The 14,277-nt window shown below is 63.3% G+C and carries 13 protein-coding genes; 5 read left to right on the forward strand and 8 right to left on the reverse strand.

Annotation, left to right across the window (positions count from 1 at the left end; translation table 11 throughout):
- Positions 1–112: 112 nt before the first annotated feature.
- The 8 genes from AC3WLF_RS10130 to AC3WLF_RS10165 all read right to left on the reverse strand — a co-directional run bounded on the left by AC3WLF_RS10130 (position 113) and on the right by AC3WLF_RS10165 (position 8,023).
- A complete protein-coding gene (locus AC3WLF_RS10130; protein ID WP_492358142.1) occupies positions 113–928 on the reverse strand; it encodes an enoyl-CoA hydratase/isomerase family protein in 816 nt (271 codons plus the stop codon).
- Positions 925–2,160 (reverse strand): CaiB/BaiF CoA transferase family protein, encoded by a 1,236-nt coding sequence (locus tag AC3WLF_RS10135; RefSeq protein ID WP_492358143.1) that lies wholly within the window; start codon positions 2,158–2,160, stop codon positions 925–927. Before AC3WLF_RS10135 ends, AC3WLF_RS10130 begins: the two co-directional genes overlap by 4 nt.
- A 118-nt stretch (positions 2,161–2,278) precedes the next feature.
- The gene (locus tag AC3WLF_RS10140; protein WP_492358144.1) at positions 2,279–3,202 is read right to left on the reverse strand and encodes a Bug family tripartite tricarboxylate transporter substrate binding protein; all 924 of its coding nucleotides are present in this window, start codon (positions 3,200–3,202) and stop codon (positions 2,279–2,281) included.
- A gap of 62 nt (positions 3,203–3,264) precedes the next feature.
- Positions 3,265–4,203, reverse strand: a complete 939-nt coding sequence (locus AC3WLF_RS10145; RefSeq protein ID WP_492358145.1) for a LysR family transcriptional regulator — start codon at positions 4,201–4,203, stop codon at positions 3,265–3,267.
- Between the two features lie 236 nt (positions 4,204–4,439).
- Positions 4,440–5,219 (reverse strand): N-acetylmuramoyl-L-alanine amidase family protein, encoded by a 780-nt coding sequence (locus tag AC3WLF_RS10150; protein ID WP_492358146.1) that lies wholly within the window; start codon positions 5,217–5,219, stop codon positions 4,440–4,442.
- Positions 5,220–5,223: 4 nt separating this feature from the next.
- Positions 5,224–5,607: a lysozyme inhibitor LprI family protein gene (locus AC3WLF_RS10155; RefSeq protein WP_492358147.1), complete on the reverse strand. Its 384-nt coding sequence runs from the start codon at positions 5,605–5,607 to the stop codon at positions 5,224–5,226.
- A 227-nt stretch (positions 5,608–5,834) separates the two neighbouring features.
- Positions 5,835–6,731: a 4-hydroxy-tetrahydrodipicolinate synthase gene (gene dapA / locus AC3WLF_RS10160; protein WP_492351234.1), complete on the reverse strand. Its 897-nt coding sequence runs from the start codon at positions 6,729–6,731 to the stop codon at positions 5,835–5,837.
- 317 nt (positions 6,732–7,048) lie between these two features.
- Positions 7,049–8,023: a LysR substrate-binding domain-containing protein gene (locus AC3WLF_RS10165; RefSeq protein ID WP_492351264.1), complete on the reverse strand. Its 975-nt coding sequence runs from the start codon at positions 8,021–8,023 to the stop codon at positions 7,049–7,051.
- 98 nt (positions 8,024–8,121) lie between these two features.
- Between AC3WLF_RS10165 and dsdA the strand changes: the two genes are divergently transcribed.
- The 5 genes from dsdA to AC3WLF_RS10190 all read left to right on the forward strand — a co-directional run bounded on the left by dsdA (position 8,122) and on the right by AC3WLF_RS10190 (position 14,274).
- On the forward strand, positions 8,122–9,462 hold the full coding sequence (dsdA, locus tag AC3WLF_RS10170; RefSeq protein ID WP_492358183.1) for a D-serine ammonia-lyase: 1,341 nt from the start codon (positions 8,122–8,124) through the stop codon (positions 9,460–9,462).
- Between the two features lie 42 nt (positions 9,463–9,504).
- Positions 9,505–10,827, forward strand: coding sequence for an MFS transporter (locus AC3WLF_RS10175; RefSeq protein WP_492358148.1), 1,323 nt, complete (start codon positions 9,505–9,507; stop codon positions 10,825–10,827).
- Between the two features lie 33 nt (positions 10,828–10,860).
- Positions 10,861–12,387 (forward strand): M81 family metallopeptidase, encoded by a 1,527-nt coding sequence (locus tag AC3WLF_RS10180; RefSeq protein ID WP_492358149.1) that lies wholly within the window; start codon positions 10,861–10,863, stop codon positions 12,385–12,387.
- 328 nt (positions 12,388–12,715) lie between these two features.
- Positions 12,716–13,900 (forward strand): IQM protein middle domain-containing protein, encoded by a 1,185-nt coding sequence (locus tag AC3WLF_RS10185; protein ID WP_492358150.1) that lies wholly within the window; start codon positions 12,716–12,718, stop codon positions 13,898–13,900.
- Between the two features lie 80 nt (positions 13,901–13,980).
- Positions 13,981–14,274 carry a helix-turn-helix domain-containing protein gene (locus AC3WLF_RS10190; RefSeq protein ID WP_492358151.1) on the forward strand — a complete coding sequence of 98 codons (294 nt, stop codon included), beginning with the start codon at positions 13,981–13,983 and terminating at the stop codon, positions 14,272–14,274.
- Positions 14,275–14,277: the final 3 nt, after the last annotated feature.

Here is a 14,277-nt window from a genome sequence, read left to right on the forward strand (position 1 = left end):
GGAGGCTGACGAGCGGGCGCGTGACGCTCGCGCGATGTGTCGGTTGCACGGTAAATCAGCCGGATGGTTTCAATTGTGAAACACCGGCGGCTGGCGTACCAGGCCCCGACGTTCAACTCCCTTTCCATACCGGCGGGCGCCGGTTCACGAACGCATCCACCCCTTCCCGGAAGTCACCGCTGCCGTAGCACAACCGCACCAGGTCATCCGTGTCGGCCACCGACTGCACGGTCTGGCGCCGCAACGCCTCCTTGACCACCGTCTGCGTGACAGGCGCCAGCGCGCCAAGCCGGTCGCATAGCGAGACGACCTCGGCCTCCAGCGCGTCGGCAGCGTACACACCCTCAAGAAACCCGCACGCGAGCGCGGCCTCGGCGTCGAGGATCTGCGCCAGCAGCAGCATGCGGCGCACCGGCTGCAGCCCCCAGGCCGCACGCAGCTTGGCAAGGTTCTGCGCCGACAGCGTATTGCCCAGCGTGCGCGCAATCGGCACGCCAAAGCGGGCCTTGGGCGTCGCGACACGGAAGTCGCACGCCGTAGCGATGGCCAGGCCGCCACCCACCGCCCAGCCTTCGATAACCGCTACCGTTGGCATCGGCAGTTGCTCGACAAGGCGGACGCCTTCGTCGATGCGCGCTTCGTAGGCCACCCCGTCCTCGCCGCTGGAGAACTGCTGGAACTGCGCAATGTCAGTACCTGCGACAAAGGCCTCTCCGCCCGCGCCGCGCAGCACCACCACGCGCGCACCCCCATTGCCTTGCGCTGCAAGCGCGCGGCAATGCGTGGCAAGTTGCTCGTACATGGCCCACGTCATCGCATTGCGGGCGGCGGGACGGTCGAACGTCAGCGTTGCGACCTGCCCCTGCATCGTGAGTGTGACCTGTCCGTCGTTGCCGGAACCGCCTTCCGGCGGCAGCGCGGGCTTCATGATCCGAATGCGCCGGCTACAGCCAGCGACTGTTGTTCGTCCTTCGGGATACCCAGCTCCGCCAGGATTTCTTCCGTGTGCTGGCCGAGCAGCGGCGGCGGGCGCCGTACCTGCTGGGGCGTGCCGCCCATCTTCACCGCGAAGCCGATATTGGGCACCTTGCCCTCGATCGGATGATCGATTTCGATGCGCATCTGGCGGTGGCGGCCGTGCTCGCTGTCGAAGGCCTGCGGGTAGGTCAGAATCGGCCCGGCCGGGATGCCGACGCCGAGCAGGCGCTCGATCCAGTAGTCGCTGCGCTCCTTGACGAAGCTCTCCTCCAGCATCGCGATCAGTGCCTGCCGGTTGGCCAGGCGCAGCGCCACGGTGGCAAAGCGCTCGTCCGCCAGCAGGTCGGGCCGGTCGAGCGTGTTGCACAGCAGTTGCCACAGCTTCTGGTTGGTGGCCCCCATGACGAAGTAGCCGTCGGCGGACTTCATCGCCTGGTAAGGCGCGCTCATGCGGTTGGCCGTGCCCAGCGGCTCGGGCTCGCGGCCCGTGCCCCAGTATTCGCAGGTGTCCCATACCGAGAACGCCAGCGCGGAGTCGAACAGCGACGCATCGACATACTGCCCCTTGCCCGTCTCCCTGGCGCCGATGTAGGCAGACAGCATGCCGTAGGTCGCGAACAGCGCGCAGCCGATATCGGCCACCGGCACGCCCGCCTTCACCGGCGCGCCGCCCGGGTAGCCGGTGACGCTCATCACGCCCGACATCGCCTGCGCCATCAGGTCAAAGCCCGGCCGCGCGGCCCACGGCCCGCTCTGGCCAAAGCCCGAGATGCTGCAGTAGACCAGCTTCGGATTGATCCTGGCGAGGGTCTCGTAGTCGATCCCCAGGCGCTTCATCACGCCGGGGCGGTAGTTCTCCACCAGGATGTCGGCCGTTTCCGCCAGGCGATACAGCACCTGCCGGCCGGAATCGGTCTTCAGATCCAGCGTGACGCTGCGCTTGTTGCGGTTCATGTTGAGGAAGCCCATGCTGTCCGAGCCCTTCATCTTGAAACCCATCGCGCCGCGCGTCTGGTCGCCGCCATCGGGCGGTTCGATCTTGATCACGTCGGCGCCCAGATCAGCCAGCAGCATGCAGGCGTAGGGCCCGGCCATGACCTGGCTGACGTCGAGCACGCGCACGCCGGCCAGCGGCAAGGTGGAGGCAGGCGCCTGTGCGCCCGAGTCGCGGAAATCTGTCATGGGATGCTTCTTCCTGGATAGATGGATGGGGCAGCGTGCGCGCGTGCGTCGGCTCTCGGCCATTGGCTTGCGGCGCTCAGGTCTCGGCCTTTACGCCGGCGTCCTTCACGACCTTGGCCTACTTGGTGGACTCAGAGGCGATGAAGGCGGCGAACTGCTGGTTCGATCCGCCTGAGTCCTCGGCGCCAAAGCTCTTGAGCCGCTCGGCAACATCGGGCATGGCCAGCACGCGGTTGACGTCGGCGTTCATGCGCTGCACCAGCGCCGGCGGCATGTTCTTCGGGCCCACCAGGCCGTACCACGACGCCGCGTCCAGGCCGGGGAAGCCGGACTCCGCCAGCATCGGCACATTGGGGTGGCTGGCCGCGCGCTTCAGGCGGGTCTGCGCAATCGCGATCACCTTGCCCTGCTGGATAAACGGCGTGGCGGCGGTCATGGTGTCGAACGCATAGTCGATCTGGCCGCCGATCAGGTCCGCGACCAGCGGGCCCGAGCCCTTGTAAGGCACGTGCACCACATCGAGCCTGGCCTGCAACCGGAACATCTCCAGCGCCAGGTGCTGCGCCGAACCAATACCGGACGAACCAAAGGAGATCTTCCCCGGCTTCTGCCGGCACAGCGCCACGATGTCCGAAACGCTGCGCACCTTCTGTTCCGGACGGCAGGTCAGCATATTGGGCGTGACGCCCACCATCGAAATCGGCGTGAAGTCGGCGCGCGGATCGTACTTGACGTCCAGCAGCGCCGGGGCGATCGCGTGGCTGTTCACATGCGCCATCAGCAAGGTGGTGCCGTCAGGCGGCTGCTTGGCCACATAGGCGGCGGCGATGGCGCCGGTAGCGCCGGGCTTGTTCTCCACCAGCACGCTGGTGTTCCACATGCCCCCCAGCTTCTGCCCGATCACGCGTGCCAGCACATCCGTGCCGCCCCCGGGGGCGAAGCCCACCACAATGCGCACCGGGCCGGCGATGTCGGCGGCGCGCACCAGGCTGGGTATCGCCAGCCCGGCCGCTGCCGCCACAATGAATTGTCTGCGCTGCATTGCGTGTCTCCGTCCTGTAGTTATGGAGCCATCATCCGCAATGCACCCGCCGCGGGCTATCGCTATTTGGGGGATTCTGGTTTCGCGTTTTGCGCAAGCACCGCCAGCACGCTGAGCGCCGCCGAGGAAAGTGCCCCATGGGGCCGATGGCACAGCACAAACTGCCGCTGCGCCCAGGCCGCGGCAATGGGCAGCCGCACAAAGCGGCTGCCGGCCGCCACCTCGCGCGCGATCGCCTCCGGCATCACCCCGCCGCCCAGGTTCTGCGCCACCAGCGCGGCCATGCTGTCGAAACCGCCCACGCGCATGCGCATGCGCAGCACGCGGCCGGCCTCTTCCGCCAGCCGCTCCAGCACGATCGAGATCGCCGAACTCTCGCTGAGCACGATCAGGTCGCAGTCCAGCACGTCGTCCGGCGTGACCTTGCGGCGCCGCGCCAGCGCATGGCCGCGCGCCACCACCAGCACCAGTTCATCATTGCGATAGGGCGCGGTCGGCAGGTCGATCACGCCCAGGCTGCCGTCGTAAATGCCGATGTCAACGGTGCCGCGGCGCAGCGACTGCTGGACTTCCGCGCTGTTCATTTCCTGCAGGTCGATGCGCACGCCGGGGCAGGCGGTGGCGCAGCGTTGGATGTCGAAGGGGAGGAACTGGATGACGGCGGATTTGGGCGCGGCTACCCGCACTACGCCCAGGTCGCCGCCGACAAAGGAGGCGGCGTCGTCTTGCATGCGCTGGACGGTGTGGGTGATGCCGCGGGCGTGGGCCAGCAATGCGCGGCCGGCTTCGGTCAGGGCCATGCCGTGGGGCAGGCGTTCGAAGAGGGAGACGCCCAGTTGGGCTTCCAGTTCGAGGATGCGGCGGGACGCGGCTGCGGGGGCCAGGTGGAGGCGTTGGGCGCCGCGGGTGATGCTGCCGAAGTCGGATACGGCGATGAAGAGCTGGACGGTGGTGAGGTCGAAGTGCAGGCGGGTAGTGCGCGAAGGAGCGGTGGACGTCACGATGGTCGGCGCTTAGGTGGGCGGCGTGGCGGGGGGGGGGCAATGGCGATTCTCCACTTATCCACCGACGCAGACAATTATGGATTTCCCACGTAACCTCGCGAGCAAAAACGGCTATCGAATCGATGCCCCGCCAGGCGCCTTACAGCCATGAGGGCCGCGGCGTGATGCCGCATTTCGGAAGGCCGAAGACGGAGTCGTTGCCCAAATCCCCCAAAACCGCAGCCGCTGCCTTGTCACTGTTGTACGTAGCCGATCCGAGCCGTCGCTAGATACCCCCGCACCGCCGTGACGATGGCATGGACAATGCGGACCTGATTTCCCGGATCACTAACGTAACCCTCGTCTGCGGGATCAACAATGACACCCGCTTCCAACAGCACGGCGGGCATCTCGGCTTTTCGGAGGACAACCAGATCGTCGAAGCGGTAGATGCCGAGATCTGGCACCAGCAACTCCCGTGACTCGCCTTCGATTGGCTCCGCATGATGCAGCGTCGGTGGCCGGCCCAGCTTGTGCATTTCCGCCCCCAGCATCTGCGCGACGGCGAGGCTTTGCGCGTAGTGCGCATTGCGTTGCGACACGAAGATCGAATAGCCGGAAATGGGCCGGGTGGTCCGATACGCGTCGTGGTCGCCGACTGCGACCTTTTCGAGGTACTGCAACTGCGCCGAGTCGTGGTGGATCGACAGGAACAGGTCGGCCTGCCGCTCGTTGGCGAAGCGGGCGCGCTCTTCCAGCGACACGTTGTCGCCCGGCCCGCGGGTCAGCACCACGTCGAACCCGGCCTGTGTGAACGCCTGTACCAGCAGCGAAGCGAGGCCGTCGTTGTAGCGGACCTCGCGGATACCACGCACGCCCAGTGCGCCGCCCTGCGCCGGTGTGTGGCCGGGATCGATGACGATGCGGGCCGGACGCGTGCCGATGGCTGGCGGCGAAGCGATGGCGAGGGCGGGCAGGCAAGCTGCCAGCCATGCCAGCACCGCGCGGCGCCTGGCGGAGATCACCGGCGCCATCGGATCAGTTCCAGGCCTTCTTGGCGATCATGTCGTTGCGGCAGGTGCCCGCCTTGCATTCGCGCACCCGGTCGCGCAGGTATTCAGCACGCTCGCGGTTCACGCGGTAGTTGCAATCCACGTCAATCGCGCCGCCCGACTCGCATGACGCGTCGCGGTACTTGATCCAATCCAGTTGAGTGTCCTTCAGCTTCTGTTTCACGCTGTCTCCAACCATGCCACGCAGTTCGTTGTAGCTCCCGTTCAGTTCCTTGTCGGATTCCAGAAACAGCTTGGCGAAGCAGTAGGTCTTGTCGTAGCTGGTGCGGTACTTGTCGCATTCGTTGGCGGCCTGGGCAGCGACCGGGGCCAGCAGAGCAAGAGTCAGAGCAGAAAGGATGGCTTTCATCGGTTTCGTATGGAGAAAAGGTTGGATTTCCTGCATGCACCCGAGCGATACCGCCTGGCTGGCTGAACGGGTGCGCATAGTGTATCTGCGGCAACTTGCCGCCGCATCTGGTGCTGTGGTGCCTTTCATACGCGCAGCTCTCAACTCAGACACGTCTCTGCCGACCTGCTGCCTTGAATATGGCAGGCATACGGCAGTGGCCGTACGCCTATCTTTAACCTGCGCAATTACAACGCATTCGCGTGTACCGAGTCCAAGGACTCATACGTCATCACCAATTGCTCGGCGAGCGCGGTTGAAGCCGACGTCATTGGCAAACGCAGTTCATCAGACAGCCAGCCATGCCTGGCCAGTAATGTCTTGACCGGACCTGGGTTAGGTTCTGCAAACATGAGTCGAATCAGGGGCATTAAGGCATGGAAAAGCTGGCGTGCGATGGTCAAGCGCTGCTCAGCCACTGCGCGCCACAACGCCGAGAAGAGATCAGGCCGAATATGCGCGGACGCAATGATTGCGCCCTGACCGCCCATGCACAGCGTGGCAAGCAGTTGGTGGTCCTCTCCCGCGAGGACATCCAGGCGGCCATCGGCGATCAACGCCTGTGTAGTTTCTGCGTTACCGCCGCAGTCCTTGATACCTCGAATATTGCCGTGGTTCGCCAACGAGAGCAGCGTTTCGGTGCTCAGCGTTACACCGGTTCGGTAGGGGATGTCATACAGCACCAGTGGTGCCCGAGATCTATCGGCCAGCTCGCGAAAGTATCCCTTCAATCCTTCTTGCGACGGTCTTATGTAATACGGTGCAGGCGCTAAGACCCCCGCCAGTGGACGTTCGCCAATCCTGTCCAGACGGCTCAGCACATGCCGGAGATTGTTGCCAGCCAAGCCCATCATGACCGGCAGCTCCCCGGCCTCGTCCAGCACGGTATCCAGAACGGCCAACTGTTCCGCCTCATCGAGCGCGGCGGCTTCGCCGGTGCTGCCGCACACGACCAACCCCGCCAAGCCGCTGCTGCGGTAATGAGCCACTAGCCGCCGCAGCGCGACGTGATCCACCTCATGGTTGTGAAAAGGGGTGACCAAGGGTAGCCAGATACCACGATAGAGATACTCCATTTCTTGCATTGCATGCTCCGGATCGACCGATTCGGAAACCGCACAGGCAAGCGACAGAGCAAGAGGCGCTCGAGACAGTAAGGGGGGATTGGCAGACCGTCTTCTACACTGATGCTGTTCCGTCGCTCAACTGACGGAACAGCACGCTCCGGTCAGATGAGCGACTGTTTTTTGGATTTGGCGCGCGCGCCCCACTGCGGCTGGTTCGCAGTGAGATCAAGAGAGAGGGAGGCTGGGCGGCGGCTCATGGTTGCGTCAATCTATCCGCTTCTCGGCAAGCTCGTCAAGCCTGGCCTGGAAGGGCTCTCTTCCAAGGGGCTACCGAATCAACGCCCCAACCCGGCTCTTCGCGGTACTCCATCCAGTGAAAGCAGTTCCATTCGCGCGGTATTGAAGCGCGCACACTCTGCCTTGAGCCACGTCGAGAAAATGGCCACGCGCCGATCCTCAGGATTACGAGAAAGCAGCATGTAGCGCGCCGGCGCGCGTACGTGCTTGCCGAAGACATTCACCAGCCGTCCGCTCCTGATCTCGTCATAGACCAGGGCCGTACGCCCCATCGCCACCCCCTGGTGGTTCAACGCCGCGCTGATGGCAAGGCTCGACAGATTGAATTGCGGCCCCTCCAGATGCGCAATCCATGTCGGGTGAAAGTCCTCAAGCCATGTCCGCCACTCCACAAACTCGGCTGCGCCGACCCATGGTGATGCGTCATGCAGCAACACGACGCCGTCGAGCGAAGCCCCGTCAGATAGCCCAGGATGCTGGGTGAGATACTCGGGTGTGGCCACCGGAATCAGATACTCGTCCAGCAAAACGTCAGCTTGCAACTGGCTGTAGCGGACGGGGTCGTAACGCACCGCCACGTCAATGTCTTCCGCCTCCATCGATTGCCTGTCCAGGGCCTGGAACTCGGCTTTCAGGCGCACGGATACGTCCGGCTGCTCGCGGTGGAACTCAGTCAGGCGCGGCATCAGCCATTGCAGCGCATACGACGGCAGGCAATTGACCTGCAAGGGCGCATTTGGCAGGCCGAGTCGATGGATCGTCTGCTGAATCTCGTGCAGTGCGCGCGTGGTCGTCTCGAACAGAGCCTCACCCTTTGGCGTCAGTTTCAAGTTGCGCGGCTGGCGCACGAAGAGCATGTAGCCGAGACGCTCTTCCAGATGGCGAATCTGCTGGCTCACCGCGCTTTGGGTGAGGCTCAGCGATTCGGCGGCCTTGGTAAAGCTCAGCAAGCGCCCCGCGGCTTCGAAACACCGCAGCGCGCCGAGAACAGAGGAATCGAGCTGCATTCGTATTAGCCTGACTAATGCATGCGTTAGAAACGATCGCTATTTTTACACGATTACAGCGTCTACGATCACGGTTCATAAGGAATTCCTTGGAGAAGGACGTGATGGCCACCCTGCCGCTCACTCGTGATCTATTAGCAATACTTCAATCGAGACAGCCGCTGCTTTGGCTGAATCCGAGGCTGGGGCAACCCCTGCCGGCTTCCGCCCCATCGACGGAACTGATCGCATCGGCCGAGGCGCGCCTGGCGCGCTGTGAACCGCTCATGGCGACGCTGTTTCCCGAACTGGGTTCAAGCCATGGGCAAGTGGAATCGCAGTTGATGCCGGCCACCGCACTCCAACACGCGATCGTCGGCAACGATGGCGCCGAGGGGGCATGGTTCATCAAGCGGGACGACGAACTGCCGATTGCCGGTTCCATCAAGGCTCGCGGCGGCTTTCATGAAGTGCTGGCGATTGCCGAATCCATCGCAATCGAGCACGGTGTCCTCGAACCGGAGGGTGATCGCCGCCTGCTGGCGACGCCGGCAGCGCGCGCGCTGTTCTCGCAATACTCGGTGACGGTCGGCAGCACGGGCAACCTCGGCTTGAGCATCGGCGTGATGGCGGCTGCTCTCGGGTTCGATGCGGTTGTACATATGTCCGCGGACGCCAAGGCGTGGAAGAAGGATCGCCTGCGCAAACGCGGCGTACGCGTCGTGGAACATGAAGGCGACTACGCTGAAGCCGTGGCAGCTGGCCGGGAGCAGGCGCTGGCAGCGCCGCGCTGCCATTTTGTTGATGACGAGCGCTCCCCCCTACTCTTCTTCGGATACGCTGCCGCGGCACGCCACCTGGCGCGCCAGCTGGCCGAAGCCGGCCGCGTCGTGGATGCCGCGCATCCGCTCTTCGTCTATCTGCCCTGCGGTGTCGGTGGCGCACCGGGTGGTATCACTTACGGGCTCAAGGCGCTGTTCGGCGAACATGTGCACTGCTTCTTTGCCGAGCCCGTGGCCTCGCCGTGCGTACTGGTGCAGTTGGCCTCAGGTGCGGACACGCCCGTATCCGTCTACGACATCGGCCTCGATAACCGGACCGATGCCGATGGCCTCGCCGTCGGACAGGCATCCCATCTGGTCAGCCCGTTGATGGCGTCCCAGCTCGCCGGCGTGTTCACCGTCGCCGACGATCAACTCTACGTTCAGTTGCTCGCGCTCAAGACGTCGATGGGCGTGGAAGTCGAACCTTCAGCGGCGGCCGGCATAGGTGGCCCAGGCTGGTTGGGCGGCGCAGCCGAAGGCCAGGCGTATGTGCGCGATCACGGCCTCGACATGCGCGATGCAACGCATGTGATCTGGGCCACCGGTGGCTCGCTGGTTCCGAGTGATGAGCTTCGCAAGTTCCAGGCTTACGCAGAGACGCTGGCAGGCCATGAGTCCGGCGCGATGCAACAAGTAGTCTGACCCTCTCGTCGTCGCGCCCATAACAAACAAGGAGACACTTTCATGGAGCATCACGCCACGCTTTCGCCCGATATTCAGACGCGGCCTGAGGACACCTACGCATTCGCAGACGCCACCTACCGCAAGGTCGCCCTGCGCTTCATCCCGTTCCTGATGCTGTGCTACGTCGTCGCGTATCTCGATCGCGTGAACATCGGCATCGCCAAGCTCAACATGCTGTCCGACCTGCAATTCAGCGAGGCGGCCTACGGGCTCGGCGCAGGGCTGTTCTTCATCGGCTATATGCTGTTCGAGGTACCGAGCAACCTCATCATGCATCGCGTCGGCGCGCGACGCTGGATTGCCCGGATCATGATCTCATGGGGCCTGCTCTCGGGACTCATGGCATTTGTCACGACGCCGGGGCAGTTCTACACGGTGCGCTTCCTGCTCGGCGTCGCCGAAGCCGGCTTCTACCCCGGCGTGATCCTCTACCTGACCTACTGGTTTCCGAATCGCCGCCGCGCCAAGGTCACGGCCATCTTTCAGGCGGGCATTCCCATCGCCGGCCTGCTCGGCAGCCCTTTGTCGGGCTGGATTCTGGAGCGCTTTCACCTGGTAGGAGGTCACGCCGGCTGGCAATGGGTGTTTGTGCTCGAAGCCCTGCCGACGCTGCCGCTGGCCATCGGCGTGCTGTGGATCCTGACGGATCGCGTCAAGGACGCCAAATGGCTGACACCGGCGCAACGCCAATTGATCGAGAACGATATCGCGCAGGATGACCATGGCCGGGAGCACATGCCGCTGACCGGCATTCTGCGCGACATGCGGATCTGCAAGATCATCCTGATGACGTTTCCGGCGATGATGGCGTTGTACACGCTCGGCTTTTACCTGCCCACGCTGATCAAGGACGCCGGGGCGGTCAGTGGCGTGCAGATCGGCCTGCTCAGCGCGATTCCGTATTGCGTGGCCGTGGTAGCCATGGTGCTGGTGGGGCGGAGTTCGGATCGACATGGAGAGCGTCGCTGGCACCTTGCCGGCATCATGCTGGTGGGTGCCTTTGGGCTCGTGGCGAGCGTGTTCGCCGGACAGAATCTCGTACTCGCCGTGATCTCGCTGTCGATCGCGGCGGCGGGGATCATCAGCTTCTCGCCGATCATGTGGACATTGCCGACGGCATTCCTCGGCGGAGCGGCGGCCGCGGCGTGCATCGGCGCGATCAACAGCCTGGCGAACCTTGGGGGCTTTGTCAGCCCGTACCTGATCGGCTGGATCCGCGATACGTACCACAGCACCGCCCCGGCCATCTTCATCATCGCCGGCGCACTTGTCGCCGGCGCCCTGATCGCCCTAAGCTTTGATCCAAAGAAGGTCAACCGCTGATCGCGTGCGAAACCTACATTCCGGAGCATTCCCGTGACTTCAGACCAATCGCCCGTCCGCCTGGCTGTTGCCGGACTCATCCACGAGACCAACACGTACGCCGCCGAATTCGCGGGCATGACATCACTGCGCGCATTCGAGCAGTATCGGGGCGACGAAATCCTGGCGACGTTCGACAAATCGAATCATCAGGTCGGCGGCTTTATCGAAGGCGCGCGCAGGACCGGCGCCACGCTCATCCCCACCTATGTCGGGCAGGCGACGCCGTCGGGCACGATCGAAGCCGGCGCGTATGCCGCCATGAAGCAAGACATCCTCGAAGGCATCCGCGCTGCGCTGCCGGTTGACGGCGTGCTACTAGCCCTGCATGGCGCCGGTGTCGCCGACGGCACTGAAGACGTCGAAGGCGATCTGGCGCTTGCCGTTCGCGCGCTGGTCGGGCCAGGTGTTCCGATTGCCGCGGTCTACGATTTGCACGGCAACATGACGGACGCGATGCAGGATGCCTGCAACCTGACGTTACCGTGCAAGCTGTATCCGCATACCGACTTCCATGAACGGGGCGTCGAAGCCGTCGAGCTGCTGCTTGAGATGATTCGGGGAAGGCTCACACCGGTCACCGCAACGCGACGCCTGCCGATGCTGCCGTACATCGTGACGACACAAGACGGATTTGTCCCGGCGGAGGTCAATGACGTTTGCCAGAAGCTGGCCGCCCAGCCGGGCGTGATCGACTGCTCGTGGTTCCATGGCTTCCCCTACGCGGATATCGCGGCACCCTGCCCGATGGTCGTGTGTACTACGACCGGAGACGCTGCACTCGCGCAGCGTTGCGCTGACGAAGTCGCGCAATGGATCTGGTCGCATCGCGAGGAATTCCGTCCGACGTTTCCGACCCCCGCACAGGGCGTCGCCCTTGCCCTGTCGGCAGCAGAGGGGCCTGTCGTTGTCAACGAGTACGCAGACAACCCGGGCGGCGGCACACCCGGAGACGGCACGCATTTGCTTCGCGCGTTACTAGACGCCAATCCGCCCGCTGGCACGTGCTGCTTCGCGTCGATCAACGACGCTGCCGTGGTTGCACAAGCGCAGCGTGCGGGTGTCGGCACCACGGTCAGGGTCTCGCTGGGTGGCAAGCAAGGCCGCTTCCAGGGCGCGCCGATCGAGGCCGATGCCTATGTGAAATGCATCACGGACGGTCGTTTCGTCAATCGCTCCGGCGCGATGTTCGAAGGCGTTCGCTTCGACCTGGGCGCGATGTGTCGCCTGATCATCCATGGTGTCGATGTCATCGTGGCTTCGCGCGCCGAGCAGATCTATGATGTCGAGCCGTTTGCGCTGCACGGGCTGGATGTCAATGGATACAAGCTCATTGCAATCAAGGGCGCCAACCACTTCCGTGCCGGATATCGGACGGTGGCCAGGCAAATCATTTCTGTCGACAGTGAAGGCTTGAGTACGGCTGCGATAGCGTCGTTTCCGCGTGAAAGGCTCGTCGGAGAGTTTTGGCCCTTGTGGGATGAGGTGCGGTTCGACGGCGATGCCGACGCGCCAAGATAACGGAGCGCTTCCAGCGTTCGAATGTCGAAAATCGGGTATGTGTCCGGGTAGATGAAATGCAGAATTCCTCGATGGACCCATTTTACGCCCCTACCCGCGCCCCATCCATCAAAGCCCGCCGCCTCGCGGCCTTTTTGTTGCCATCGGACTCCTGATCCCCGGCCTTGCCGTCCTCTCACTGGTAATGGGTGCATTCAGTATTACCAGTTTCCAGGTATTGCACACGGCATGGCGCGGACTCATGATGGACTACCTTCGCTGAGCCAATAGCGCTGCGCGAAAGCCGACGCTCGCACTGCTCATCACTCCAGTCCACAAGAGGCACCACATGAAACCCACCCTGATCAGCCTGGAGGCATTTAAGAGTAAGACCAAACTTTCCGGCTTCCGAGGCAGGAGGAAGCTACTGAAAATCGACATGATGCTGGAAGCATGGGTGACCAATCCACCGCCGACAGCAGATGGGCGTATGCAGCATCTTGGCACCCTCTTGGGTGCGTGTGACGAGTGGATAAAGATTAAGGCGGGGAAAGAATCGACGAACAGCGCGTTGCGAAGCGTTGCTGTGCGGGACCTTCGCAAGCAGGTGCTCTTACTTATGAGCTACGAGCAGTTCGAACGCAAGAAGCAACTCTCCGGCCCCCGCACAGGAGTTCCCCTTCAAGCTGGCTACTCCGTCGAGCGAGTGCTGTTCAATCAAGCCAGGGACCAGTTTCGCCGTGCGGGAACGTATGGATTGGACCAGACGATTTCGCCGGTGGGCGGAAGCTTCGCCCATGATGCTCACACAAGGCAGCCATCTCCGTTGGTCCAAGGTCGACAGTTCGATCAGTTCACGCCAGAGGACTTCACTGCCTACGAGAAGCTGGCTCCCATCTCAAGCCAAAGCATGTATGTCCACTATATGCGCAAGCATGAGCGCCTTGGAACGATGCTTACCGTGTCAAATGGGCGGCTTAGCCGCAACGGTGCCTGGTATTCGACGCCCAGGGGCATCACGATCTATGCCATGGATCTCTACGGAAACCTGTTCGTGCAGAACAGCACCGAAAACGGGCGCCTGGTCGGCAACGTCAGCTCGCAATTCAATCACTCGTCGCTCAATGCTGGCAATAATGTGATCTGCGCTGGCGAGATTGTGGTCGAAAATGGCATCCTTCGCGAAATCTCCAACGCCAGTGGGCACTATCGCCCTACCAGAGAAAATCTAATCGAATGTCTGCGCGTACTAGCGGATGATGACCTGAACATGGACGAAGCAACAGCGATCGTCCATACGGCTACAGGGGACGAGCGCGATTCTGTCGCCGCCCTTTGCGCGCCGGGGCAAGCGACCGCTCCGACCCCGCCGCCTGGCAGGCCGCGAGCGAACCGCCACGCCCCGCCGCCTCGACTTGAGCCTGCAGCCGAGCCAAGTCGCGGATGGAAGAGTGGCAGGAAGCCAGCGACCGCTCCTCAATCAGAGCCCGTCGCCGAGCCGAGCCGCGGATGGGACAACGGCGGGCCATTGTAAGGTTGAGCCTACAAATGGCTGAGAGCTGGCTAAGCCCCTGGACAGCCGCTTCCGAGCGGTCACAGCCGGAGGTGTAGTGCATGGTTCACGCCGCCCGGCTCTTCATCGAGCATGGCTTTGGCGCCACCAGCGTGGAGGCCATTGCCGCCGCCGGCATTTCCAAGAAAACCTACTACACCCGCTCTGCCGGCAAGGCAGAAGTCTTCGAGGCAGCCGTGCTGCGCTACGTGGCCCAGAACGCGAGGCGCGAATCTTCGCACGCGTCCGGCAACGGTACCAACGCTAATCGTGATTACGCATCGCCATGCGCTGGTCCAGGCGTCAGATCGCGTATATCGCGTCGCGAACGGCAAGCGTTCAAGAGCATTCTCTGAGCG

It is taken from the genome of Cupriavidus sp. FW306-01-F10A (assembly GCF_058782785.1).